Source organism: Halomonas sp. AOP7-E1-9 (genome assembly GCF_052376035.1).
Taxonomy (GTDB): domain Bacteria; phylum Pseudomonadota; class Gammaproteobacteria; order Pseudomonadales; family Halomonadaceae; genus Vreelandella; species Vreelandella citrativorans.
Window position 1 is genome coordinate 17353 of record NZ_JBQSVC010000022.1, and the last position, 25776, is coordinate 43128.

Genomic DNA, 25776 nt, shown 5'->3' on the forward strand with positions numbered 1-25776 from the left:
TTCCTTTTTTCTGCCCACAGGAAGTGATAATGGCAAACTCCAATAGGCGTAATATCAAAAGTCGCGCTTCTATTTCTGGCCACCCGCTGCATCCGCTGATGGTTCACTTTCCCGTGGCTGCACTGATGGCCCTGGTAGCCTGCGATTTGGGATACTGGTATACCGACGATCCTTTCTGGCTGCGCGTAGGTTTGTGGCTGGCGGGTATAGGGGCACTTGGGGGCTGGCTGGCGAGTATCGCAGGCACCATTGACCTGGTGAGCGTAGGCCAAATTCGCCGTCTCATTACCGGCTGGAGCCACGCTATTGTCGCTGTTGTCATGCTCTCGCTTGCTTCGCTTAACTGGCTGATCCGGTTTAGCGAACCAGAGTTGGTGCTGCCCTGGGGCATTGCAGTTTCTGTGGTAACCGCCGGACTGGTAGCGCTGGCTGGCTGGCTGGGCGGCCAACTCGTGTATGAACACGCCGTCGGTGTCGAAGTTGAAGAGTGATGCGATAGTAGTCATGGCGGGCTAGCTCCAATCCAGCGGCTTGGCTAATACCAGCCCAAGCACGCAAAGAATGCCCGCCAGGGCCACCAAAAACGCGAGTATTAAAGCCGTTTTTACGCCTTTATAAACCCCCATTTCCAGACGTAAAATTAGCCAACCATAGGCGCCGTGGGCAGCCACCATGGCAACAACAGCACCCAACTTGAGCACCAGCCAGCCGCCCACCAAACCATGCAAGATAAAGAGAAGCGTGCCGGAAAATATGGCAATTAGCGCTGCCGGTGTTGCCACAGAAATATAAAAAAACCGGGGCATGGGAGGAGAGCCCTGCGCAAAGCCTGCGTCTTTACGGAGTTGCAGCGTATAGCTGAGTAACGCAGGCAGATACAGCAGCGAGCCGCACCAGACAACAAGCGAGGCTATATGAAGAAGTTTTAGCCAAGGCATTGAGGCTTCCTTGCATTGCGTTAGGCTTAGTGAAAGAACACTCCACTAACCTTAGTCAACGCTCGCCACTCTGGCTAGCCGATTTACCTTAGGGTGATTTCGTAACCCGTGAATTTACGAAGATTAATCACTCCACTATCAAGGATGAGATACTGTCCTTTAATGCCTTGTAACACGCCTTCGACCAAGGGTTGTTTGTCAAAATTATGGGAAGTCACTTTGCGTGGAAACGTCTCCACCGGGTAATCAAACGTGTAGGGCGTTTCATCCAGCTCACGAATTGCGTCATTGCCATGCTGGTCGCGCAGCTGATTCAAACCGCCATCAAGCGTTTCCAACAGGCGATCACGTTCGGCAATTAAATCAAGCGTCTCCACCTCCCCTTTCAGCATAGCCCGCCAATTGGTTCGGTCGCTTACCTGCTCTTTGAAAAGCATCTCGACGAAACCTGACTGCTGACGCGTGTCGACCTCAAGTATGGGAAGCGCCTGGATAGCGCCCTGGTCCATCCAACGAGTCGGCATCTGTGTTTTACGGGTGATGCCAACTTTTAAGCCCGATGAGTTCGCCAAATACACGATATGCGGTTGGAAACAATGCGTTTCGCCCCACTCAGGCTCGCGGCATGTGCCTTGAAAAAAATGGCACGTCTCAGGCTTCATGATGCAGGTATCACACTGCGCCAAGCGCTTGAAGCACGGATAACAATGCCCTTGAGCAAAGCTTTTTTTAGTCGCTCGACCGCAGTGAGTGCAAGCAATAGCGCCGCTCCAATGAAGCGATATCGGCTTGCCTACGCGCGAATTGAGGGGGATGTGCTGATCCCCAGCACGCAAATGGTAACTCACCTGGTCGCCCGGCCGGTCAGGCAATACGACCGACATCTTGCGTAAACACCCTTGCACTGCCTGTTCAACCACGCGTTGCATCCCGTCCCAAACCTGCCATTTCTGGCGTAACACCTGCGCCAGAAGACGCCGCTCCACACGTACGCTGCTCCAGATAACCCACGCGTTTCTCTTCAGGCACGTTATTTTCAGCCTCAAAGCGCATCACCGCTTCCAGACACAGCTCTGTTTGCTCAGCGGTAAGAAAGCGACCGTCGGGCCACTTACGCAGCGACACCGCTTGCTTAAGGCTTTCATAAATCGCAGGTGTCATTTGGTTGATCATTTTATCGAACGTCATATCGCTCATTACGGATCTCTTAATCTGTTTTCAAACGGCGAGACGAATAATACACGCCAGTAATAAGCCCGACGAGGAGCCCACCTAAATGTGCTTCGTTAGCGACATTGCCAAAACCTACCCAACTGGCCATATCGGTCATGGTGAACACCATCCACCCCAACATAAACACAACCAGCATTTGAGGAACGAAAAAACCACGTTGTGGCGCACGTCGCGACATCACCCAAACATGCCCTAGCAGGGCATAAACCACGCCCGACATACCGCCAAACAGCACGGTTCCGGTAAAATATTGCGCAAGATTAGCGCCGATACCCGCAACTAAAAGCAGAAGCAGCATGGTACGGCTGCCTTGTAGCACCTCCACTTGGCGCCCAAAGTACCATAACCACATAAGGTTGAAGATCAAGTGCATCCAGCCAAAGTGCAGGAATGCCGGTGAAAGCAGCCGCCATACCTGCCCGTTTATTAGCCCATCGGTTAAGCTGCGATATACAAACTGATTGCCCGAAATTTCTATCGGTACGATGGTTAACGCCATCACGACGCTATCACCCAACACCCCCGTTAACGCAAATATCACAAGACTAATAGCCATCGCGATAGCGGTAACAGGAACATGGCGCAAGGTGGTTAGTATATTGCCGGATGCGTAGCGGCGATTGGCGGGCTGATCAACAATAAGTGCTTCGCCACGCTCCCAGCGCGCTACCAGGCTTTTAAGCTCTGCGTGCTGACGTGGGTCGGCTATCCAAAGCAGAGGGCCCTCGGCTTCTTCTGTAATGCGATGCCCAATTCGATAGTGCCAAAGTGCTTTACGCAGTTCCTGCGTATCAGCATCACTTGGTAAGTGCATTACGGGGTGCATAAACTCTCCCTATTGAGGCCCTCGCCTTTGAAAACCAACCCCTTCATCGACTATTGCTGCATGAAGACAAATACCATGAGAAAAAAATCATGGCCAAAAAAAACCGGCGGAGGGGGCCGCCGGATAAAGCAAGGGATCATTCAAGGGAACACCTACTCTGATGGCCGACCGCACAGTTAGTTCAGCAGTTTTATAAAAAAAATGTAAAGCCTTGTATATTAAGACAATATAGGTTAATAAAAATCGTTTCCATATAAATTGGCATGGGAACGTTCTTCTTTAATCACTTCTACCCAAACGAAATTATCTGCATTCAGCGGTGTTTCGCCGTCCCATCGATAGGCGACCAAACGGCCATACTTGACAGCACTATAATCCAAACACGCAATATTGGGAGCAGGTAACGCAGGAATACCTTCACACCAGTAATGGCCGATAAACAGGGGCGGCTGCTCCGGCCCATAGTAACTCAAACGCTGGCGCTCGTTTTCGGTTAATAGACGTGTTTCCAGGTCGCCAGGCAAGTGATCGGGTTGAAAAACCACATCACCCCAACGGGTTGGATTAGCGGCCCAAAAATGCGCCCGAAAGCTTTGCCGTGTATAGCCATCGCCTGAATGAATCGCGATACCGCCAGGCAAGGGAATGTTGGCCCCACGGGTTAATCGGTCAATGATGCGATAGGCTTGCGTGCCAGGATCAGTAGATTCGATCAAAAATCGCGTATCCATACGGCCATCAGACAGGCGCTGTTTTAACTGCTCGATCAACCTATCGTCCCAACAGGCATGTACCACGCGAATACCGTCGATTTCTAAAAAAAGCGGCAGCGTTTTAAACCAGGCGAGCGTGTCATCCCACTCATTGGTGTAGTCCTGATACTGCGCCAACGTATCTTCCATGATGCGATTATGGCGCGGCGTATGCTCACGCAGCCAACGCTTATGGCTACCGGGTGGCGCCGGGTGCATATAGGCGAGTGCATTATGCTCGTGATTGCCCATCACAATATAGGCTTCGCCCTCCTCGACCATGCGGCGCGCAACGGTGACGGCGAGGCGAATACGTGGGCCACGGTCAATCAGGTCACCCAAAAAGATAACTTTACGCTGCGGATGGCGATAAACGCCACGCTGTTCGCGGTAACCCAGCATTTCTAACAAGGTGACTAGCGTGGCACCGCAGCCGTGAACATCACCAATCAGGTCGTAGCCTGTCATGCTTAATCCCCTAACCGGTGGCTCCAACCCAATTTACTGCGCAGCACATCATAGAAGTTATGTCCGATAGGGTGCACAAGCTGCACACGTTCGGCTTTGCGCTTTATCACCAGTACATCATCCGGCTTAGCAACCGCCCGGGTTTGCCCATCGCAGCTAATGTGCGGGTAGGTCTGGTTGGTTTCACCAATATGAATTCGAATCTCACTGGCGGCATCAATCACAATCGGTCGGCTGGAAAGCGTATGCGGGAACATCGGCACCAGCGTCACGACATCAAGCTTGGGATGCATGATGGGGCCTCCGCCGGAAAGTGCATACGCGGTAGAGCCGGTAGGCGTTGCGATAATCAAGCCATCGCTGCGCTGGCTGTAAACAAACTGACCATCAATAAACAGTTCAAATTCAATCATGCGGACGGCTTTACCCGGATGCACGACGACCTCATTTAATGCACCACCATTGCCGACCGCAACGCCATTACGATAAAGCACCGCTTCCAGCAAAAAACGCTGCTCAATTTCAAATTCGCCCGCCAATACTTCGCCCACTCGGCTTTCCAGCTCGTCAGGCGAGATATCGGTAAGAAATCCTAAGCGGCCACGGTTAACGCCTAACATCAGTGTCCCGCTGCGGCACAATGTGCGGGCGGCGCCTAACAGGCTACCGTCCCCGCCGATCACAATAACAAGGTCGCAAAGCTCGCCCAGCATCCGGCGACTGGCTTCCGGCTGCCCGTGTTGGGGAAGCGCCGTTGCCGTACGGTCTTCAATCAAAACGCTGTAATCATGCTCGACCAGATAGCTAATGAGCCGCTGCAACGAGTCGATGACTTTCTCGCTGCCCAAGCGCCCAATTAAGCCAATCGTTTTAAAGGGCCGTGAGTTTCCTTGGCCGGTTAGCGGCGCTGAAGTGGGTGGTGACGTGTTAGGCATGGGCGGCTCTCGCTAGCATCAGCCTGACATTATGGGGATACCGGGAGTATCGGGCAAATACGCCTAACCAAATCAAGAGAAACTCTTAGGCTGCCGCTACCTTACGTCGCTGGAGTAACCAGTGATTCAACCAGAGCGAGGCCGCCATGATCAGTGCGCCCAGCAGTAGTCGAACGATATCGGCCTCACGGCTCCAGATGACAAGATTAACCAATAACCCGGCCGGGATGAGTGCATTATTCATGATCGCCAAAGTACCGGCATCGACGCGGGTAGCGCCTTGGTTCCAGGCAAAGTACCCCACACCAGAGGCGGCCAGACCAAGCCAGGCAAGCACTCCCCACTGCAGCGGTGTGCTGGGTAACGCCGCACTATCGCCGAGCAATAAATAAGCCGGTAGTGCAACGACCATGGCGCCAATGAAAAACCATCCAAAAACGTTATGCCACGCAAGGTCAGCCGGCAAGTCTGCGGCCAAGCGGCGATACCCGACTTGGCCTAGCGCAAAGCAGAGATTGGCCCCCTGGACCACAAAAAAACCGAGCCAGAAGCCGCTGTCGATCCCGTCATAGCGAATGACAGCAGCCCCCACAACGGCCAATAGCGCGGTAAGTAAGTAGATAGGCGTGAAACGGCCAAACAACAGGTCATCCAGTAAAGCGATATACACCGGCGTAAAGATGGTGAAGAGCAGCACTTCTGGCACTGAAAGCAGCAAAAACGACTGATAAAGAAAGGTGTACATCACCCCAAGTTGAATGGCGCCAAGCGCCATCAGCGTAATACGCTGTTTGCCGCGTAGCAGGCTGGGGCGCAAAAAGGGTAAAAAAACCAGCATCGCCAGGGTTACCCGCACAAGCACCGCGAAATAACTATCGACCTGCCCCGCTAGATAAACCCCGATTAAAGAAAAGGAAAACGCCCAAAGCGCTGTCACGCTAATTAGATAGCCCACCGTAAACCTCGTTTCTTAGAAAGAGTTTACGCAAATTATACGGATTTCTTAGGGCCTGCCAACAGGTAAACCAACAACCAAGCAATAAGTTAACGACGCTGGAGCCACACAAGTGTATAGATAACCCCAGGCAGCCAACCCAGCAGCGTTAACACAATGCCAATAAGCAGGCGCGTGCCTCCCGCGCCGGTGAGCCCCAGCGCTAGCGGAGGGAGCAAAACAGCCAAGGCGAGATAGGCTGCCTTGAGTGCGCCTGGCTCGCTATCCGCACGCCTGGCCGAAGGCTGATCAGCACTTGAGTGAGGCTCGTCAAGCGTGATGTCAGGCCTTACAACTTGCGCATCGGGGTTGGCGACATGCGGATGGGGCGCTGACGATGGTTTAGGAGGCGTAAAGTGCTCTACCGCCACGTGCGCCTGCTCGGCAGGCGTTGCCTCAAGTGTCTCTTTTCGATGTGCCTGCTTATCAATTTTTTGCTCTAGTTCGCTGGCATCTTTCGCTAGCTCGTCGTGATAGCGCTCCCAATCCTCCCAATCATGAGGGGTACCCGACTTGGGCCGTTGCTCCCCTGCCCCGCGGGCTCGCTCCCAGGATTTTTCCTCAAGGGTATTGGGGCGGTCAGATTCCCGCTCGACACCGACGCCTTTGCGGTTCAGGTATTCGCGTGCATCCATGTAAAGCTCCTTTGAGTCACGTTCAGCAAAGCGTTGAATAGGCGTGGCGTCCACCTACTTCAACTACGCCTAAATCATCTACAGTGAGTAAATACGTTTAAGACGTTACTCACCCTATTATCGAATAACATCATAAACGTTGCACTTAGCCACGATGCCTTCGCCAAATGCTGCACACACAAGTAAGGTAAATGAAAGTGTGCGTAAGGAGTGCCAAGATGAAACATCCAAGCCCGCATATTGTCCGCGATATCATGTCCAAGGATTGTTACCGCGTCACGCCATCTACCTCAATTACCACGCTGTCACAGGGGCTGGCACTTCATCGCCTGCCTGGTGTGCCGGTAGTCGATATGGCAGATCGATTAATCGGCTATATTTCTGAGAAAGATGTACTAGGCCGTGTGCTTGACTGCTTATACCATGACCATGAGTCGCCACTGGTGGGTGAGCTAATGCGCGAAGAGGTGCTTACCACCACACCTAACAAAAGCATCACAGACCTTGCCCAGGAAATGCTCGGAGACAAACCCAAGGTTTACCCGGTGGTTGAACAACAGCGACTCGTCGGCATCGTGACCCGGCGCGATATTCTTATGGCCTTGCTAACCATTCGCCGCCATTGATAGCGATGTACGTATGAAAACCATGACGCATAAAAAAACCGCTGCCCAAAAAGGCAGCGGAAGCAAGGGATCGAGAAACAATAGCTAGGACAACACTATTAGCGACTGCTATCGCTACGTTGTCGTACTACTTCAGACACCTTGCGCCGGAAAAGTTCGCCATCGTTTAAAATTTTTGTCTTTATGAGGTCGCGCGTATACTTAAGCATTCAATTCATGAAAGAGCACAGGAGTGGATGCATGGCACTGTACCTACTGGTACTCGGCGTCTGCCTGCTGGTGATAGGTGCTGTTTTATTAGCCCTGATGACGGTAGGTACGCCGCGCTACCGTACCGAACCAAAGGATTTGCTGGCGCTGTTTGACAAGGCCCTGAATAGCCAAGTGAGCGAAGCCGAGTGGGATACGATTATCGGCTATCCAATACGCCATAATGACTATCTGGACGGCATTCGACGCAGAGCGTCGCGCTTAATGGAGTTGCATGGGCGACGCTGGCAAATCGCCCAAGGCAAACCGCTACTAAATCAGGAAGGGCAAGCGGAGCTACAAGTATTACGAGATCATCTGGCGGCCCATACCGCCTTGCGTCAAACGTAGATGCGGTTGAAAGCGCCGAGGAGACAACCTGATGCCCAGTACTATTCGCAAAATACCGCTGGCGAGCGCAACCCATCATCACGCACATGACTTTCACCAAATTGTGATTACGTTGTGTGGCTCCTCGGAGTTTGAAATCGAGGGGCTCGGCGGGCGTGTAAATGCGTTCTCAGGCTGTATCGTGCCTGCCAATCACGAGCACTACTACTCAGGCCATGGGCATAACCGGCAGTTGATTATTGATCTGCCAGAAAATGCGCCCGCCCTGACAGGTGAACACCGCGAGTTGGTCGCACTGTTTGATGTGCCGCGCTTTTTTGCGTTAGATAACCCTTTACGCCACTACCTGGCGTTTATGGAAAGCGAGCTTGCCCAAGGGTTTGATACCTCTCCCGTCTCGTTTCAGCAAGACCGCTTGGCCGCCACACTACTGGGCTCGCTCAAAGCGCGCCTTGGGCACACCCCATCGGCTTCTCTGCGCAGAATTGATGTCTCACTTATCGACCGCTTTATTAACCGCCACTTGGCCGATGAGCTGCGGGTTGCTGACTTGGCCAGGCTTGCCTGCCTAAGTGAAGCCCACTTTTCAGAGTGCTTCCGTAATCAGACAGGACTTTCGCCTTGGCAATACGTTAAGCGCCGACGACTTCACGCGGCTCGTCAGCTGATTTTGCAAAGTCGGTTGCCGTTAACCGACATTGCCATTCAAACAGGATTTGCCAACCAAAGCGCACTCTCTCATGCGTTTCGGCGCAGCTACGGCATATCGCCCCGTGCTCTACGCCAAGAGGCGCCAGTTTCGCTAGCGACAGCATCCTCCACTATGCTCAAAAAACCACTAGCAGCATCAAGCACATACTACTAAGGTCTCAAAGCAGCCTTGCTTGCCGCGAAATTGACACGTTTTACCGAGAAAACGACATACACCAAATCACAGACCACTCTACATTCGAGCGCAGCTTGGGCGAAATGCCCTACCACCTACTCGTTTTTATGTAAATTTACGGGGGCCTCAATGCTCAACGCTAAAAACATGCGTGACTCTGCCACCTGGCAAACGGACCTTGATGTGCTGATGGCTCAGGTGAGCGACCACTATCTTGTGGACGAAGAAACCTACGTCGGCGAATTAATCAAGTTGCTGGATACGGATCACGAAGGCTTCTCCCGCATTGAGGCCAATACGGCAGCGCTCATCCACGATGTCCGTGAAATGGACACGGCGGTAGATACCATTGATGAGCTCCTACAGCAGTACAGTCTGGATACCCACGAAGGGCTGATGCTGATGTGCCTGGCTGAAGCGATGCTGCGTATTCCCGACAAAGCCACTGCCGATGCGCTGATTGAAGATAAGCTTGGCCCCGCTGACTGGCAGTCTTATACGGGCAAAAGTGAGTCATGGATGGTGAACGCTTCCACATGGGGTCTGTTAATGACCGGCCGTGTCCTGAAGCTTGACCACCCTAAAGATGGCCAGCCTGCGACGTTTATTAACCGCATGGTTAATCGTATGGGTGAGCCTGTGATTCGTCGCGCGATGGTTGAAGCGATGAAAATCATGGGCAAACAGTTCGTATTGGGCCGTGATATTAACGAAGCGTTAAAACGTTCCAAGCCGCTATTCAATAAAGGTTACACCTACTCCTACGACATGCTGGGTGAAGCCGCACGCACCCACGATGATGCCAAACGCTACTTTGACGACTACGCCCGCGCCATAGAGCAGGTGGGTAAAACGTCCCAGCACTTAAGTGATAAAACGCCCAAGCCTTCGGTATCGATCAAACTCTCAGCGCTGCATCCCCGCTATGAGTTTGGTCGCCGCGAACAGGTGCTGGCAGAGCTGGTTGATACAGTTATCAAGCTGGTATCCAAAGCTCGCGAGCTGGATGTGGCGGTCACCATTGATGCCGAAGAAGTTGACCGTCTGGAGCTTTCGTTGGAAGTTTTCCGCGACGTTTACTCAAGCAATGCGGTTAAAGGCTGGGGACACTTTGGACTGGTCGTGCAGGCGTACTCCAAGCGCGCCCTGCCGGTACTGCACTACATTAACCGCTTAGCGGATGAGCAAGGTGATGAAATTCCGCTGCGTTTAGTGAAAGGCGCTTACTGGGATAGCGAAATCAAGGAGTCTCAACAGCTGGGTGTCGACGGCTATCCCGTCTATACCCGCAAGGCGTGCACGGATGTTGCCTATCTGGCCTGTGCTCAGTTCCTGCTGTCAAACGATACCCTCGGGCGCATTTTCCCCCAGTTTGCGACCCATAACGCGCATACGGTTACGACTATTCTTGAATTAGCCAATCACGATAGTCGTCCGTTTGAGTTCCAGCGTTTGCACGGCATGGGCGAAGCCCTTTATGAAGCTGCCTTGAAGCGCGCTCCCCAAGGTACGTACTGCCGCATTTACGCGCCAGTCGGCGCGCACAAAGACCTGCTACCCTATCTGGTTCGCCGCTTGCTGGAAAACGGCGCGAATTCGTCGTTTGTTCACCAATTGGTCGACCCCGAAGTACCGGTGGAATGGCTTTGCCAGCACCCCATAGAGGCTCTGCGTAAGCAGACATCCTTAGCCAATACGCAGATTCCGCTACCCAAGGATATTTACGGGTCCAAGCGGCGCAACTCGCGAGGCGTCAACCTGAATATCCGCAGCCACTTCTATCCGTTAATGGATAAGATGGCCGTCTTTATGGATAAGCAGTACCCGGTCAAACCGCTGCTGGCGTTCGATGTGGCGGACGATGCTGCCAATACCCACAACGTGACCTGCCCCTTTGATCGCCGTCAAAGCGTAGGCAGCGTTCAGTGGACAACCAAAGAACAGGCCACCAAGGCGCTTGACGCTGCCTGGAATGCCTTCCCGCGCTGGGAAACCACGCCGGTTACCGAACGTGCTGCCGTGCTGCGCCGTTTGGCTGACCTAATGGAAGAGCACATGCCGGAGCTTATGACCCTTTGCTCACGCGAAGGCGGCAAGCTCTTAACGGACGGTGTGGACGAGATCAAAGAAGCCGTCGATTTCTGCCGCTATTACGCCATGCGCGCGGAAGACTCCTTCGGCGAGCCGATTGAGCTGCCAGGCCCGACCGGTGAATCCAACCAGCTAATCATGGGCGGTAAAGGCGTGTTTGCCGCGATCAGTCCGTGGAACTTCCCGGTGGCGATTTTCTGCGGGCAGATTGTTGCGGCGGCGGTTGCGGGCAATACCGTGCTGGCCAAGCCTGCCGAGCAAACGTCAATTGTCGCCCACCGGGTGATCGAGCTGCTTTATGAAGCGGGCTTGCCACGCGATGTGGTTCAGTTGCTGCCAGGCGATGGCCCAACCGTGGGTAGCGTGCTGACCTCTGACCCGCGCATTACTGGCGTGGTATTTACCGGCGGCACCGACACGGCGCAGATCATCAACCGTGCCTTGGCTGCGCGTGAAAATGCGCCGCTGCCCACGCTGATTGCTGAAACCGGCGGCATGAACGCCATGATTGTCGACTCTACCGCGCTTCCCGAGCAGGTCGTGGTGGATGTTATCCAGTCTGCGTTCCAAAGCGCTGGTCAACGCTGCTCGGCATTGCGAGTTCTTTACCTGCAAGACGACGTTGCCGACCGCGTCATCACGATTTTAAAAGGCGCAATGAACGAGCTGCGTATCGGTGATCCGCGCGATTTGGGTACTGACGTTGGCCCGGTGATCGACGAGGAGGCGCGCAAGGGCCTGCTTGAGCATATCGAAAAGCTTAAAGGGGAAGATCGCCTGGTCGCCGAAACGCCCATGTCAGCCGAGCACACCGAAAACGGTACCTTCGTGGCCCCTGTGGCCTTTACTATCGACAGTATCAATGCGTTAACCCGCGAACAATTCGGTCCTGTACTGCACATTGTGCGCTATAAGGCCAGCGAGCTTGACCAGGTGATCAGCGATATCAATAGCCGGGGTTACGGGCTAACGTTTGGTGTCCATAGCCGTAATGAATCCTTTGCTGCGGGCATTGCACAGAAAATTCGTGCGGGCAATGTGTACATTAATCGTAATATCATTGGGGCCGTAGTAGGCGTTCAACCCTTTGGTGGACAAGGGCTTTCAGGTACAGGCCCTAAAGCAGGCGGGCCGAATTACCTGCAGCGTTTTATCACTGAAAAGACGATTACTAACAATACGGCCGCTTTAGGCGGGAATGCGTCCTTGCTGGCGCTAGGCGATGAGTAAATAGCTCATCTAAATGGAAAACCTGAACTCCTCAAAAAGGATCTCTCATGGTTGAAAATAAAAGCGTAACGGCCTTTACATGCCCCCTCCACAGAAGGGGGGCATTAGGCACAGGGAATATGGCAAATAAACGCTTGAAACCTCTTTTTGACGGTACCTTCGCCAAATGTTTGCAGGTTACAGCGTGAACAAAAGGCTGGGTTAACAAGAAATAGGGTTAACAACAATAAGTCTGTGCTATTACCAAGCATGGCTCGGTAAGCGCACTCACCGGTCGGTGCTATCCGACTTGATAAACGGGAGAATTTCATGGCTATTGGCGTTTGGATCAGCCTTTTTGCTTACTTTGCGCTGATGATCGGCATCGGGCTTTATGCGATGCGCACATCGACATCCACCTCTGAAGATTACGTGCTAGGCGGCCGTACCTTAAGTCCTAAAGTAGCCGCTCTTTCAGCGGGTGCCTCAGACATGAGTGGCTGGCTGCTGCTGGGTTTACCTGGCGCGATGTTTGTATCGGGCCTGGGCTCTGCCTGGATCGGCATCGGTCTGTTCGTCGGGGCCTTCTTCAACTGGCTTCTGGTTGCACCCCGCCTGCGTGAACAGACCGTTCACTATGGCAATGCAATCACCATCCCCGCCTTTTTGGCTAACCGATTCCCGACCCGGGCAATGTCACTGAAAACGGTCTCGGCGATTGTCATCGTCATCTTCTTCGCGGTCTACACCGCGTCAGGCTTGGTGGCTGGCGGTAAGCTATTCGAAAGTGCGTTTTCTGGCTTGGTGAATGTTGGTGGCCTAAGCGATTATGCAACCGGCATCATCATCACGCTGGGCGTGGTACTTGTCTACACCGTAGTGGGCGGCTTTTTGGCCGTAAGCCTGACGGACTTTGTACAAGGCTGCATTATGATGCTGGCGCTAATTATCATGCCCGCAGTGGTGCTGTTCGGCGAAGGCGGTGGAGGCTTCAGCCAAGCAACCCAGACCCTTAATGAAGTCGATCCAACGCTACTGTCGTGGACAGAGGGCTTGACCTTTATTGGCTGGCTCTCGGCGGTGACCTGGGGGCTGGGTTATTTCGGTCAGCCGCATATTATCGTGCGCTTTATGGCTATCCGGCATCTGAAAGATGTGCCTACCGCCCGTAATATTGGTATGGGTTGGATGGCTATTTCCCTGATTGGCGCCATCTCGCTCGGTATTTTTGGCCGGGCTTACGCTATTCGTAATGGCCTGGAAATTCAGGATCCCGAAACTATCTTTATTATCCTGGCAGAGCTTTTATTCCATCCGCTGGTGACCGGCTTCCTTTTTGCGGCCCTTCTGGCGGCAGTGATGAGTACTATTTCCAGCCAGCTTCTGGTGGCGTCTTCATCACTGACAGAGGATATCTACCGCCTGTTCCTGAACAAACAAGCATCGGAAAAGCAGACCGTTACCGTTGGCCGGATTTGTGTCGTGCTGGTAGGCCTGATAGCCGCCATTATCGCCTCTGATCCAGAGTCACAGGTACTCGGCCTGGTGAGTAACGCTTGGGCAGGTTTTGGTGCCGCTTTCGGTCCCTTAATCATTCTGTCACTAATGTGGCCACGCACCAACGGAGCGGGCGCCATTGCAGGCATGGTAGTAGGTGCTCTCACCGTTATTATCTGGATCGCACTGGGTTGGAACGGCGAGTTTATGGGTGGCCCCGGCATCTATGAAATCATCCCCGGCTTCATCGCTTCTTTCATCGCCATTATGGTGGTAAGTAGCATGACCGCTGATGCCGGTGAATATCAGCGTATTGAGTCCTAACGCAGTAGATAAATAGAGCGTTACCAGGGCCACCGCGAGGTGGCCTTTTCGTATTGCACAACGGTACTAACAAACGCGCAACTGATCGGTCACCCGTCGGTCATCGCTTTTGGATGCGTCACCAACGAATTCTGACGCAACGCATACAAGGCGACGTACTACCGATTAATTCTCGGTAACCAGCTGGTCGACTTTCTCAAAAGCACGCACGACCAGCCATTGGTCGCTGGGGCGTACTTTTTCCTGAATAAGATAGGCGGCCATTGCCGGGGCTACCTCGCATTTCGCAGGCATTGGCGCTTTCGCTTCGGCGAGCGCATTCAGCCGTGCCACGAATACAAAACGCACCCATTGGGGCAGCGACATCGTATCAATACAGAAGGGTTCCTGGCTTGCGAACGCCGTTACATCCGGCGTGGGGACGCGCCATAAATTGGCGGCCTTCATGGCGGCTTCAAGCTCAAGAAGCGCGGTTTGAAGCTGTTGATGGACGCTCATATACACCTTGTATCAAATCAGTTTGGTTAATGCCCATTATCCCAACTCTGTCCACGAGTTACCACTTTATCCCCCGCCAACTCAGGTTATTCACCGATTCACAGAAAACCTGCAAGAGGCTGTGGATAAACTATGGAAAGGTCTCGCTAACGCTACTCTCAAGAGGCTTGCAGGAAGTTGTTCATTTTTTGATCATCCGTATAAAAAAGTACCAATTTATCGACCGTTACGGCTGACACTGTGCAGCGGTCAAGGTAGAGTGCAGACTTGCAAAGCGGAAGGACATCATGCAACCGATTCAGACCATTGATGATTTTTTTACACGTAGTGGCGCCGAGGTTTCGCTCTATTATATGGGCCGACGCGTGAGTGCCTGCTCGCGTGAGACACTGAGTCGCTTTGAGCGTGGCCAATGTGCCTGGCCCGAGCCTTGGCAAGGTCAGGCACGCTTCGCGGCCATATTTCGGCTAGGCGACATGCCCGAACCGGCGATATGGTTTTTAGCGCTTCCTCTTGACGAGCAGGGGCTGCTCTCCCCCGCTCAGCGCGATGGATTTTTAAATCGCCTGATGGAAACCCTGGGGAAAAATGTTGCATACGTAGGCCAGAACGCTAAAGACGTGGAGCATTTAATGACGGATAATCCGCTCGCCTTTACGCCTAACGTAACCTTCCAGGCAGTGCTCAACGCCTTCGCAACGCAAGAGCGTGAACTGCCCGCCAGCCAACATCTCGAGCCTGTTGAAGCCTATCTGACCGGCCAGCAAACCATTGACTGGCAAGCACTAGGGCTTCAAGGAATCGCCGATTTCACGGCACGCATGGATGATTCCCAGGCCAACACCCTGGCCCCCCGGCTCGCCACCCTACCCACTAGCGTTGTGCACTCACTCTGCTACTGTTTAGAGCATCAGCCTCTAGCAGTGGCGTCGATAGTGTTGGCGCTGCGTGAGATAGGTGAAAAAGCGGCGAGTGAAGGCGATGTTGAAACGCTCTGCGCCTGTATTCGTGCGGTGGGTAGCACGTGCCAACCAAGCGTAGGCGACTGGTATACAAGCTTGCTGGAAGACGCTCATGCGTGTGGACCCGATGTACTGGCTGCGATGGCTGGTCGCGGTTGGCTCTTACTGGAAGACGCGCATCGTTTACCGCTTTTCCTGAGCCGCTTGGCGGAGGATGAACGGACCAACTTTTCTGCGGTCGTGCGCGACCTTGCTTTAATACCGCGTTTACGGCTACCAATAATGGTAGCGTTACGAGATGCCCCTAACGGTTCGGCCATACAGCGACGTATGGCGGCCATGACATCAGCGGCTAGCCGTTAAATGGGCAGCGCTATTAACGAATTTCAAGGAGTCAGCCGTGAAGGAACTACCCTACCAGGCTAAAGCGGTTATTGGCCGTCGCGAGATGGTGACGTTGCCTGAGCTGGGGCTTCACCTATGCTGTAAGGCAGATACCGGGGCACGTACATCAGCACTACATGCCGAGGAAATTGAAACACATGAAGATGAGCATGGGCAGCTATGGATTAGCTTTATCACCCATAGCGGTGGGCCAGAAACGCCCGCTCATCGCCTAAAAATGCATCTGCATGATAGACGCCGGGTGATCAGCTCAAATGGGCATAGCGAATGGCGATATGTTGTTCGTACGATGATGGAAATGGGCCAGATGAGCTTTCCTGTTGAATTGACATTGACAGATCGCAGCAATATGCGTCACGCCATGCTATTAGGGCGCCGCGCCATGCGCCGCCTGCTAGTGGCCCCGGGCGCTGCATTTTTACATGGCGAGCCTTAAATTAATGACGATTAGCCCTTTATTTGGCCCGGAGTCCTGAATGCATATCGCACTACTGTCACGTAATCGCAATTTGTACTCGACACGTCGCCTCATCGAGGCTGCTGAGCAGCGTGGGCACTCGGCCCGTGTTGTTGATACGTTGCGCTGCTACATGAGTATTGCATCTCACCACCCTTCTATTCACTACAAGGGGCAGGAAATTGAGCCGTTCGATGCTGTCATTCCGCGCATTGGCGCCTCAGTAACGTTCTATGGCTGTGCGGTACTGCGTCAGTTTGAAATGATGGGCACCTACGTTATTAATGACTCCGTTGCCATTACTCGTTCCCGTGACAAGCTGCGCTCGCTCCAGTTGCTTTCGCGCAAGGGACTTGGGCTGCCGATTACCGGCTTTGCCCATTCGCCGGATGATATTCCGGACCTGATTACCATGGTTAAAGGCGCCCCACTGGTCATCAAACTGCTGGAAGGCACGCAAGGCATCGGCGTTGTATTGGCGGAAACCAACCAGGCCGCTGAATCGGTGATTCAAGCGTTCATGGGCATGAAGGCCAACATCATGGTTCAGGAGTACATCAAGGAAGCTCGCGGCGCGGATATACGCTGCTTTGTTATTGGTGATAAAGTCGTCGCTTCCATGAAGCGCCAGGCAGCAGAAGGCGAGTTCCGTTCTAATTTACACCGGGGCGGCACGGCCAGTGTTATTCGGATTACGCCGGAAGAGCGCTCAACGGCCATTCGGGCAGCCAAAGCCATGGGCCTACGCGTTGCGGGGGTCGATCTTTTACGCTCTAACCACGGGCCAGTCATTATGGAAGTCAATTCCTCACCAGGCCTTCAGGGTATCGAGAACTCAACCGGTAAGGATATTGCAGGCTTGATCATTGAACATATTGAAAAAAATGCCTCTCCAAATCGTAAAGCGCCGCCCAAGCCTAAAGGTTAAGGGAAAAAACCAAAAATAATCCGTATGAGGGGTGGCAAATATTTGCTGCCCCCCCCACAATCTGCGTCACCGAAGGAGGTAGACGCTCATGTTTCTCGACAATCGCCAAGTGGCGATGGACAGTGTGTTAGAAGCGCTGGCCGACAGCATTGATTATTTCCAGGACAATATCGAACGCCTGCGCCCCTCGCTGCGTGATGCGCTGAAGCCGCACTATACAGCGCGCTTAAAGCAGATGCGCTCTCTCCAGGAACTTGCACGAGCACATTTAAAGATGCTGCCGCGAGATGCTGACGTTGAACGCGATGATTTTTTATGGCTATGGAGCCGTCTAAAAAGCTTTGTGGGCAACGATAGCCAGGTATTAATCAACGAGCTGTTAGAGCAAGAGCGAGTTTTGATGCAGGCACTATCTACCCTGTTTACCCACCCGCTACCCGACCCTATTGAGCCGGTGGTGGATGAGTGCATGCAGGGGTGCCGTAAGCTTATTCGCGAGCTTTATACGCTGCAAAAACGTAAAGCAAAGCGCTAAGCTCTATAAAACTTGTTCTGGTTCCAGCCTATCAAGCGTCGGCGCAGTGAATGGCACGACGTTTTGAAGCTCAATGGGTTCGGGTGGGCCCAGAAAGTAAGGCTGCCGATTCCATATATAGATATCGCCCAGCGTCGCAACTCGCGCCAACCATTCGCGCGCTCTCAAACGCCACTCATCGGCTGCAGGGTTCTCTTCTGCAACGCATCCCGTTACATCCAACCCAAGTGCGCGACCAATAAATATCGCGCGCGGCAAATGCCAGCTTTGGGTCACCAAAAGCGCCTGCTCAAGCTGAAAAACGTCGCGGGCTCGCGCCAGCGTATCGTAGGTACTAAACCCCGCAAAATCCATGGTGAGCTGCTCGGCAGGTACGCCTCGTCGATGCAAATCACGCCACATGGCACGCGGCTCGTTATACGCTTGGGTACGATTATCCCCCGACAGCAACAAATGAGACACGCGCTGCTCATTGGCAAGCAGGGCTGACGTACGCATGCGGGCATGAAAATGCGGGTTACGTAGACCACTGCGAGTCCAGTGGGAGGTGCCAAATACAATCCCTACATCCGCAGGGCGACACTCAAGCACTTGGCTTTCGATGTAGCGTGCCGTGCTACCTACTACCCATAAATTACCGCCTACAAATAGCAATGCCGCCAGCAGCAATAACGCTCCTAGCGACATTAGCAGGCGTTTGATCCACCTTAGCAAGACGCTGTGCATCCGGCTATCCTGAGGCGCTTAGAACATGCCAAGCTCAAGTTTCGCCTCGTCGCTCATCATGTCACGGTTCCAGGAGGGGCTGAACACAATCTCGGTATGGACCTTGCTAATCTGGGGCGCTCCGAGAATTTTATTACGTGCATCTGCCGCAATGACATCCCCCATCCCACAGCCAGGAGCGGTCAGCGTCATACGGATCGTCACGACCTGCTCGCCCGTAATCAGCCGCTCAATACGGCACCCATACACCAGCCCGAGATCCACGATATTAACCGGGATTTCCGGATCAAAGCAGGTCCGTAGTTGGTCCCATACAAACTGCTCTATTTCTTCCTCGCTGGCATTTTCGTGCAGGGTCGGGCGCGGTAACGCCTCAAGCCCCAAGGCATCTAAATTGCGCCCCTCTATGAGATAGAGGCGCCCTTCAAAGCCAACACTGACCGAGCTGCCCTTGGCTTGCATCACGCTAACAACGCTATCTTCCGCCAGGATATCCGTTTTCCCAAAGGGAATCGCAATAGCTTCCACGTCACGCTGAAGTGGCAATTTCTGGCCCCGCTCAAGGCTCGCGATTTGCTCGATGTCCATAGCTTTCTCGTTACTCATAGATTGCCTTAACGCACCATGCCAATAACGCGATTGAGAGCGGCAATAAACACCTCCACTTCTTCGAGGGTATTATACGCCGCAAACGATGCTCGGCACGTAGCATCCACGCCAAAGTGTTGAAGCAGCGGCTGCGCACAGTGATTACCGGTACGAATGGCGACGCCTAACTGATCGATCAACAGACCAATATCCTGGGAGTGTGCACCGTCAACAACAAACGATAGCACCCCGGCTTTGTGCGGCGCGGTTCCCACAATCCGCAATCCATCAATGCGCTTTACGCCTTGAGTAGCATGTTCAAGCAACACCCCTTCCCACTCTCCAATCGCCGCGACGCCAACACCTTCGATCCACTCAAGTGCGCGGCCCAAGGCAATGACTTCAGCAATGGCGGGGGTGCCTGCCTCAAACTTATGCGGAATATCCGCAAAGGTAGTGCCAACGTCAAAGGAGACCGTCTTGATCATCTCACCACCGCCTTGCCAGGGCGGCATGGATTCAAGCAGTGCCTGCTTACCGTAAAGTACGCCGACGCCTGTTGGCCCGTAAACCTTGTGGCCAGAGAAGGCGTAAAAATCGGCATCAATCGCTTGTACATCCACTTCCTGATGAGGTGCCGCCTGCGCGCCGTCAATTAGAATGACCGCACCATGCTGGTGGGCAAGTGCCGCCATCTCTTTTACCGGATTAATGGTTCCCAGTGCGTTAGACACATGGTTCACGGCGACCAATTTAGTGCGCTCGCTTAACAGCGCACGGTAAGCCGCCATATCCAGCGCCCCCGTTTCATCCACCGGAATCACTTTAATGGTAAAACCACGCTCAGCCGCCAATAGCTGCCACGGTACAATATTGGAGTGATGCTCAAGCAGTGAGATCAATACTTCATCACCTGCTGCCAGGTGGGTACGACCCCATGATTGAGCCACCAGATTAATGGCTTCCGACGTGCCACGCGTGAAGATAATCTGGCGCGCCTCTTCAGCATTGAGAAACGCTTTAACACGCTGGCGTGTGTTTTCATACGCCACCGTCGCCTCATCGGCCAGCGTATGCAGGCCACGGTGAATATTCGCGTTATAGCGCGAGTAGTAATCGCTAAACACGTCTATTACCTGCTGAGGCGTCTGGCTGGTGGCAGCGTTATCCAAATAGACCAGCGGCTTACCATGCACTTCCCGACGAAGGATCGGGAAGTCATTGCGTAGTGCCAGAACGTCAAAAGGTGCCTGGCCATTCGCTGTCGCTTTCTCAAGTACCGTAGACGACATTCATCACTCCTTAGTAGGCCGTAGAACTTAGTCGTTGAGCGCGACGGCCGTTTCTACCAGGCCAGCCAGGTTAAAGCGTTCCGGCAATTTACCGGCAACCGCAAGCTCTACGCGCTCAGCGACTTCATCCAGCGTCACTTTATCCAGCACTTCACCGGCAAAGGCCAGGGTCAACAGCCCCCGCGCCGTCGCCTCATCGATACCACGCGTACGCAGCGCGTAAATAGCCTCTTCATCCAGCTGACCGGTCGTGGTGCCGTGAGAGCACTTCACATCGTCGGCATAAATTTCCAGCTCAGGCTTGGCATCAATCTGGGCGCGGTCAGACAGCAGCAGGTTCTGGTTGCTCTGAAAGCCTTCAATCTTCTGGCTATCGCGCTTAACGTACACCTTGCCATTAAACACGCCATGCGCACGGTCATCCAGGATGCCTTTGTAGTTCTCATTGGAGAACGTCAAGGGCGCGTTATGATTGACCTTGGTGTGGTTGTCCACATGTTGACGACCCTGACCGAAGAACAGGCCAAAGAAGTTGGTTTCGGCCCCCTGACCATTAAGGTCACTGATCAGGTCGTTACGCACCAGCGCACCACCCAGATTCAGGTTATACGAGGTGTAACGGCTATCGCGCCCCTGCTCAACATGCATGCTGGCAATATGCATGTCGTTAAGCGGTGCTTCCTGAAGCTTGTAGTGGTTCAGGATAGCGCCGCGGTCCAACATAAATTCGCCCACAATGTTGGTGAAGTTGGCTGCGTCCTGATCGCCACAATAGTGCTCAATCAACGTGGCTTCACTGCGACCACCCGCCTCAACCAGAATACGTGGATGGCTCATCACCGGCGCACTGCTCGCCTTGGAGAGAAACTGCAGCACGATAGGCTTATCGACCACCGTACCCGGCGCGATACGCACCACAGCGCCTTCTTCCATAAACGCGGTATTCAAGGCTGCGAAGGGAGAGAAATCCACGCCTGTTAAGCGGCCAAGTGGGCCACCCACCGCTTCGTGATTTTCAGCAAGCGCTTTTGACAGTGGCATAACATGAACGCTCTGGGGCAGTGCGTCGATATCCGACAGCGCCGGGGCGTAAACACCATCAACAAACGTTAACCGATAAGCCGCGACAGGTAGCGTTAACGCTGCTGCCTGAGCGGGTGAGTAGTCGCCATTATCGGCCAGTGTAAAGTTACCCTGAGCGATGGTGCGAACATCGGTATATTTCCACTCTTCGTCACGGCGCGTGGGAAAGCCCAGCGCTTCAAAGCGAGCAGCGCCCGCTTGGCGACGCGCGGCAATCCACGACGGCTCCGTTTCGCGCTGCTGGCTACGCGCTTTTAGCGTGTCCAGAAAGGTTTGCGTATCGCTCATGCCACAGACTCCTCAATACCTTCGTATCCGTTAGCCTCTAGCTCTTTGGCAAGCTCGGCATCACCGGTTTTAACAATACGGCCGTCAACCAGGACGTGGACTTTATCAGGAACGATATAGTCAAGCAGGCGCTGATAGTGGGTTACCAACAGAATCGCGCGCTCTTCGGCACGCAGGCTGTTAACACCGTCGGCGACCACTTTCATGGCGTCGATATCAAGGCCGGAGTCGATCTCATCCAGCATGGCGAGTTTAGGCTGAAGCACCAGCATTTGGAGAATTTCGTTGCGCTTTTTCTCGCCGCCAGAGAAGCCTTCGTTAACCGCGCGCTGCAGAAAGCTGGCATCCATTTTCATAGAGCCAAGCTTCTCTTTTACCAGCTTCATAAACTCAGGCGCTGGCATATCTTCTTCACCGCGCGCCTTGCGCTGGGCGTTCAGCGCTGACTTCAACAGGTAAATATTCTTTACCCCCGGAATCTCAACCGGGTACTGGAAACCCAACAGCAGGCCTGCCTGGGCGCGCTCTTCAAATTCCATCTCAAGTACGTCTTTACCTTCAAAGGTGATGCTGCCCTGGGTGACTTCATAGCCATCTTTACCAGCAATCACCGCTGACAGGGTTGATTTACCCGCGCCGTTAGGCCCCATGATGGCGTGTACTTCACCGGCGTTGATGGTCAAGGTAAGCCCTTTAAGGATCTGCTTGTCTTCAACGGTGACGTGTAAATCAGTTACTTGCAACATAGTCATAAACCTTCTAATTCTGGCGAGTCGCTGGCGCGACGCGTATCAAAGTAATGTGTACGGCAATCCGGCTAAACGATTAGCCTACCGCGCCTTCCAATGTCACGTTCAAGAGCGCTTCAGCCTCTACCGCGAACTCCATCGGTAGCTCCTGGAAAACATCTTTACAGAAACCGTTAACAATCATACTGACCGCATCTTCCTCGGAAATACCCCGGCTCCGGCAGTAGAACAGCTGATCTTCACCAATTTTTGAGGTGGTGGCTTCATGCTCAATCGTTGCCGTGCTGTTACCGATTTCCTGATACGGGAAGGTGTGAGCGCCACACTTGTCGCCAATCAGCAGCGAATCACACTGCGTGAAGTTACGCGCGCCTTTGGCACGCGGGCCAATTTTCACCAGGCCGCGATAGGACTGGTCGCTCTTACCTGCCGAAATACCTTTGGCCACGATATAGGAACGCGTGCCTTCACCAATGTGAATCATCTTGGTACCGGTATCGGCCTGCTGGCGCCCGTTAGTAACGGCAACGGAGTAGAACTCACCAATGCTGTCTTTACCGCGCAGCACGCAGGAAGGATATTTCCAGGTAATGGCCGAGCCGGTTTCAACTTGGGTCCAGCTAATGCGTGAACGCGCGCCACGGCAGTCGCCACGTTTGGTCACGAAGTTATAGATGCCGCCCTTGCCGTTCTCATCACCGGGGTACCAGTTCTGGACGGTAGAGTATTTGATGTAGGCATCATCTAATGCGACAAGCTCAACAACGGCCGCGTGCAGCTGGTTCTCATCGCGCATCGGCGCGGTGCAACCTTCCAGATAAGAAACCTGAGCACGGTTTTCGCAAATGATCAGCGTACGCTCAAACTGGCCGGTATTGGCCGCATTGATACGGAAGTACGTCGATAGCTCCATCGGGCAGGTAACGCCTTCAGGAACAAATACGAACGAGCCGTCGGTAAACACGGCTGAGTTAAGCGCGGCAAAGTAGTTATCGGCCACCGGCACGACGGTACCCAAATACTGCTTGATCAGCTCGGGATAATCGCGGATTGCCTCAGAAATGGAGCAGAAGATAACACCGGCTTCAGCCAGTTCCTTTTTAAAGGTCGTCGTTACGGATACTGAATCGAATACCGCATCAACTGCAACGCCGGCAAGCGCCGCCCGCTCGTGTAGTGGAATACCCAGTTTTTCGTAGGTTTCCAGCAGCTTGGGATCTACTTCGTCGAGGCTTTGCGGGCCATCTTCGGGGCGCTTGGGCGCACTGAAGTAGGAAATCGCTTGGTAGTCGATAGGCGGATAATCAAGATGCGCCCAGGAAGGCTCTTTCATGGCCAACCACTGGCGGTAAGCGTCAAGACGCCACTCAAGCATCCACTCCGGCTCACCCTTCTTCTTGGAGATAAACGCGATGGTATTTTCGTCTAGACCAGGTGGAAGCGTGTCGCTTTCAATATCGGTTACAAAGCCATCTTTGTATTCGCGACGAACCAACTGTTCCATTTCTTCGGTTGCCATGGTGTTACCCTCCGGGCAGTTGGTGGCGAGCACCGCTCGCCGTCAATTATAAATAAATGCGTATCAACGCTGATCGGGATTTGCGTATGTTCAGAACCCTGTATATCCAGAGCTATGCAGATACCGCCGATAGATTGATACTTTGAATTGGTAATTGTACGGGTAGCTTGAGAGGCGATGATGCCGCCAAATGGGCTAACGTTACGCTTTCAAGCAGGGTACTAATCGCGAGCGATACACGCTGCCAATTGTCGGCCACACCACACGTTGCGACCAACTCGCACTCTCCTTGGGCATGGCTACACTCGGTCATCGCGACAGGGCCTTCAATCGCCGCAATAATATCCGCTGCGGTAATTTGTGACGCGGGCCTGGCAAGCCGGTAACCGCCTTGCGCCCCTCGCTGTGACGCTAAAAGCCCCGCTCGGACCAACATCTTAAGCGTTTTGCTTACCGTTGGGTGCGGTAGCTGTACGTCTTCCGCCAAGTCTGCAGCCGTATGCGATGCCTCTGGGTGACGCGCAATTTGTGCCATCACAACAGCGGCGTAATCTGTCAGCCGAGAAAGCTTGAGCATAGCGACTCCCGTTAGCCAGCAAATCATCAGGCTGGCTTGCGTGTTAATTGGGTACCATTTTAGTCCTGTATAAAATCGATGTGAAGCCCTATTGCCCAATTCTTGGCAAATTGCGTCAAGTTCTGGCACGTTCGCCGCCGTTACCATCAAAAACAACAATCATTATCATTTAAGAATTTTATTGGCTATCCCACAAAAAAGCCTATCCACCAGGGATAGGCTTGTTATGGCTCAGCACCTGATTAACTGAGCATCAGGCTTTTTTAACGAATTCAGATTTAAGCTTCATGGGGCCAATGCCATCAACTTTACAGTCGATATCATGATCACCTTCAACAATACGAATACTCTTAACCTTCGTGCCGACCTTAACAACCAACGAGCTGCCTTTGACCTTTAAATCTTTAATGACGGTCACACTATCGCCGTCAAAAAGGGGGTTGCCGTTCGCATCGCGTACGCTGGGAATATCGTCAGGGGCATCGGCATCCGCCGTTTTCGACCACTCATTACCACATTCCGGGCAGACGTACTGCAAGCCGTCATCGTAAGTGAACGTTGAGGCGCAGGCAGGACAATTAGGTAATTCGTTCATCAATGGCTCCATCACAAAAACCAGCAAAGCGATGGAGCCTACACCGGTTAGGCAAAATGCTCCAGTCCAAGGGGGCATTAGCCCCGCTGGTAGGTGCCTACAAGCCGGTCAATTCCCAATACGTGCGGCTCTACCTTCTCAAATAGCGCCGCGACACTTAGACCTTTTGGCAGATCCATTGACTGATCCAAAGCAAGCACTAAAAAGTAGTAAAGGTGCTTACCATGCCCTTCTGGGGGCATAGGACCGCCGTAGCCCTGCTTGTCGAAGTCGTTATTGCCACAAGTGCCCAGCTGAGTGTTTTCATCCAGCCCGGCAATATCGCCGGGCAGGTTATAAAGGGTCCAGTGAACAAACCCGTAGCGGCCATCTTTTACCAGCGGCGCATCGGGGTCGTGGCAAATAACCGCAAACCCTTTTGTACCTTCAGGTACGTTATGCCACTCAAGAGGAGGCGATAGATCATCGCCCTCCCCGGTATAGCGGGCAGGAATCGCCTGATGCTGCTCAAAAGCGGTGCTGGTGACTTCCATTGATGACAGAGCAAATGCCATAAGTTT

28 protein-coding genes are annotated in these 25776 nt (G+C 53.4%); 10 read left to right on the plus strand and 18 right to left on the minus strand.

Translation table 11 applies throughout. The annotated features are described in order from the left end of the window. Positions 1-29: 29 nt before the first annotated feature. Entirely contained in the window at positions 30-491 is a 462-nt protein-coding gene (locus ACT3R4_RS12460) for a DUF2231 domain-containing protein (RefSeq protein ID WP_087111585.1), read from the plus strand. Positions 492-512: 21 nt separating this feature from the next. Here ACT3R4_RS12460 and ACT3R4_RS12465 read toward each other — a convergent pair whose 3' ends face one another. The 8 genes from ACT3R4_RS12465 to ACT3R4_RS12500 form a co-directional block, all read right to left on the minus strand. Next, a complete protein-coding gene (locus ACT3R4_RS12465) occupies positions 513-938 on the minus strand; it encodes a CopD family protein (protein WP_441679227.1) in 426 nt (141 codons plus the stop codon). An 83-nt stretch (positions 939-1021) separates the two neighbouring features. Further along, complete coding sequence (locus ACT3R4_RS12470) at positions 1022-1867, minus strand: DUF2797 domain-containing protein (RefSeq protein WP_253927050.1); 846 nt, start codon at positions 1865-1867, stop codon at positions 1022-1024. After that, the gene (locus ACT3R4_RS12475) at positions 1851-2135 is read right to left on the minus strand and encodes a YeaC family protein (protein WP_087111591.1); all 285 of its coding nucleotides are present in this window, start codon (positions 2133-2135) and stop codon (positions 1851-1853) included. The genes ACT3R4_RS12470 and ACT3R4_RS12475 overlap by 17 nt, the downstream gene beginning before the upstream one ends. Positions 2136-2145: 10 nt before the next feature. Then, positions 2146-2997: a rhomboid family intramembrane serine protease gene (locus ACT3R4_RS12480; RefSeq protein ID WP_172118307.1), complete on the minus strand. Its 852-nt coding sequence runs from the start codon at positions 2995-2997 to the stop codon at positions 2146-2148. Between the two features lie 233 nt (positions 2998-3230). Further along, positions 3231-4217: a metallophosphoesterase gene (locus ACT3R4_RS12485; protein WP_441679226.1), complete on the minus strand. Its 987-nt coding sequence runs from the start codon at positions 4215-4217 to the stop codon at positions 3231-3233. Positions 4218-4219: 2 nt separating this feature from the next. Beyond that, a complete protein-coding gene (locus ACT3R4_RS12490) occupies positions 4220-5152 on the minus strand; it encodes an NAD(+) kinase (RefSeq protein ID WP_441679225.1) in 933 nt (310 codons plus the stop codon). Between the two features lie 85 nt (positions 5153-5237). Further along, positions 5238-6107, minus strand: a complete 870-nt coding sequence (locus tag ACT3R4_RS12495; RefSeq protein ID WP_441679224.1) for a carboxylate/amino acid/amine transporter — start codon at positions 6105-6107, stop codon at positions 5238-5240. 89 nt (positions 6108-6196) lie between these two features. Then, positions 6197-6781, minus strand: a complete 585-nt coding sequence (locus tag ACT3R4_RS12500) for a YqaE/Pmp3 family membrane protein (protein ID WP_441679223.1) — start codon at positions 6779-6781, stop codon at positions 6197-6199. A 218-nt stretch (positions 6782-6999) separates the two neighbouring features. Here ACT3R4_RS12500 and ACT3R4_RS12505 point away from each other — a divergent pair, with 218 nt between their 5' ends. The 5 genes from ACT3R4_RS12505 to putP all read left to right on the plus strand — a co-directional run bounded on the left by ACT3R4_RS12505 (position 7000) and on the right by putP (position 14014). Beyond that, the gene (locus ACT3R4_RS12505; RefSeq protein ID WP_441679222.1) at positions 7000-7407 is read left to right on the plus strand and encodes a CBS domain-containing protein; all 408 of its coding nucleotides are present in this window, start codon (positions 7000-7002) and stop codon (positions 7405-7407) included. 240 nt (positions 7408-7647) lie between these two features. After that, positions 7648-8007: a hypothetical protein gene (locus ACT3R4_RS12510; RefSeq protein ID WP_192527717.1), complete on the plus strand. Its 360-nt coding sequence runs from the start codon at positions 7648-7650 to the stop codon at positions 8005-8007. A gap of 31 nt (positions 8008-8038) precedes the next feature. Then, positions 8039-8872 (plus strand): AraC family transcriptional regulator, encoded by an 834-nt coding sequence (locus ACT3R4_RS12515; RefSeq protein WP_087111605.1) that lies wholly within the window; start codon positions 8039-8041, stop codon positions 8870-8872. A gap of 150 nt (positions 8873-9022) precedes the next feature. Then, entirely contained in the window at positions 9023-12214 is a 3192-nt protein-coding gene (putA, locus tag ACT3R4_RS12520; protein WP_441679221.1) for a bifunctional proline dehydrogenase/L-glutamate gamma-semialdehyde dehydrogenase PutA, read from the plus strand. A 309-nt stretch (positions 12215-12523) separates the two neighbouring features. Then, positions 12524-14014: a sodium/proline symporter PutP gene (gene putP / locus ACT3R4_RS12525; protein ID WP_193055123.1), complete on the plus strand. Its 1491-nt coding sequence runs from the start codon at positions 12524-12526 to the stop codon at positions 14012-14014. Between the two features lie 165 nt (positions 14015-14179). Here putP and ACT3R4_RS12530 read toward each other — a convergent pair whose 3' ends face one another. Next, complete coding sequence (locus ACT3R4_RS12530) at positions 14180-14512, minus strand: YqcC family protein (protein WP_172118353.1); 333 nt, start codon at positions 14510-14512, stop codon at positions 14180-14182. A gap of 287 nt (positions 14513-14799) precedes the next feature. On the opposite strand from ACT3R4_RS12530, the gene ACT3R4_RS12535 reads away from it, so the two are divergent. The 4 genes from ACT3R4_RS12535 (at position 14800) to ACT3R4_RS12550 (ending at position 17799) form a co-directional block, all read left to right on the plus strand. Continuing rightward, positions 14800-15837 (plus strand): DUF3549 family protein, encoded by a 1038-nt coding sequence (locus ACT3R4_RS12535; protein ID WP_441679220.1) that lies wholly within the window; start codon positions 14800-14802, stop codon positions 15835-15837. Positions 15838-15874: 37 nt separating this feature from the next. Then, positions 15875-16315, plus strand: a complete 441-nt coding sequence (locus tag ACT3R4_RS12540) for an ATP-dependent zinc protease family protein (protein WP_172118318.1) — start codon at positions 15875-15877, stop codon at positions 16313-16315. A gap of 40 nt (positions 16316-16355) precedes the next feature. After that, entirely contained in the window at positions 16356-17264 is a 909-nt protein-coding gene (gene rimK, locus ACT3R4_RS12545) for a 30S ribosomal protein S6--L-glutamate ligase (protein WP_087111618.1), read from the plus strand. A gap of 88 nt (positions 17265-17352) precedes the next feature. Beyond that, the gene (locus ACT3R4_RS12550) at positions 17353-17799 is read left to right on the plus strand and encodes a hypothetical protein (protein ID WP_172118319.1); all 447 of its coding nucleotides are present in this window, start codon (positions 17353-17355) and stop codon (positions 17797-17799) included. A gap of 3 nt (positions 17800-17802) precedes the next feature. On the opposite strand, the gene ACT3R4_RS12555 is transcribed toward ACT3R4_RS12550, so the two are convergent. The 9 genes from ACT3R4_RS12555 to ACT3R4_RS12595 form a co-directional block, all read right to left on the minus strand. Beyond that, entirely contained in the window at positions 17803-18525 is a 723-nt protein-coding gene (locus ACT3R4_RS12555) for a SanA/YdcF family protein (RefSeq protein ID WP_193055125.1), read from the minus strand. 18 nt (positions 18526-18543) lie between these two features. Beyond that, complete coding sequence (gene sufT, locus ACT3R4_RS12560) at positions 18544-19113, minus strand: putative Fe-S cluster assembly protein SufT (RefSeq protein WP_172118354.1); 570 nt, start codon at positions 19111-19113, stop codon at positions 18544-18546. A 26-nt stretch (positions 19114-19139) separates the two neighbouring features. Beyond that, complete coding sequence (locus tag ACT3R4_RS12565) at positions 19140-20405, minus strand: SufS family cysteine desulfurase (protein WP_441679219.1); 1266 nt, start codon at positions 20403-20405, stop codon at positions 19140-19142. 27 nt (positions 20406-20432) lie between these two features. Beyond that, positions 20433-21776, minus strand: a complete 1344-nt coding sequence (gene sufD, locus ACT3R4_RS12570) for a Fe-S cluster assembly protein SufD (protein WP_172118322.1) — start codon at positions 21774-21776, stop codon at positions 20433-20435. Continuing rightward, on the minus strand, positions 21773-22522 hold the full coding sequence (gene sufC / locus ACT3R4_RS12575) for a Fe-S cluster assembly ATPase SufC (RefSeq protein ID WP_441679218.1): 750 nt from the start codon (positions 22520-22522) through the stop codon (positions 21773-21775). The genes sufD and sufC overlap by 4 nt, the downstream gene beginning before the upstream one ends. Before the next feature lie 79 nt (positions 22523-22601). Next, on the minus strand, positions 22602-24044 hold the full coding sequence (sufB, locus tag ACT3R4_RS12580; RefSeq protein ID WP_172118324.1) for a Fe-S cluster assembly protein SufB: 1443 nt from the start codon (positions 24042-24044) through the stop codon (positions 22602-22604). Between the two features lie 112 nt (positions 24045-24156). After that, the gene (locus ACT3R4_RS12585; RefSeq protein WP_441679217.1) at positions 24157-24621 is read right to left on the minus strand and encodes an SUF system Fe-S cluster assembly regulator; all 465 of its coding nucleotides are present in this window, start codon (positions 24619-24621) and stop codon (positions 24157-24159) included. Positions 24622-24874: 253 nt separating this feature from the next. Further along, positions 24875-25216 carry a zinc ribbon domain-containing protein YjdM gene (locus ACT3R4_RS12590; protein WP_172118326.1) on the minus strand — a complete coding sequence of 114 codons (342 nt, stop codon included), beginning with the start codon at positions 25214-25216 and terminating at the stop codon, positions 24875-24877. A gap of 77 nt (positions 25217-25293) precedes the next feature. Beyond that, positions 25294-25770 carry a YbhB/YbcL family Raf kinase inhibitor-like protein gene (locus tag ACT3R4_RS12595; protein WP_441679216.1) on the minus strand — a complete coding sequence of 159 codons (477 nt, stop codon included), beginning with the start codon at positions 25768-25770 and terminating at the stop codon, positions 25294-25296. Positions 25771-25776 lie beyond the last annotated feature (6 nt).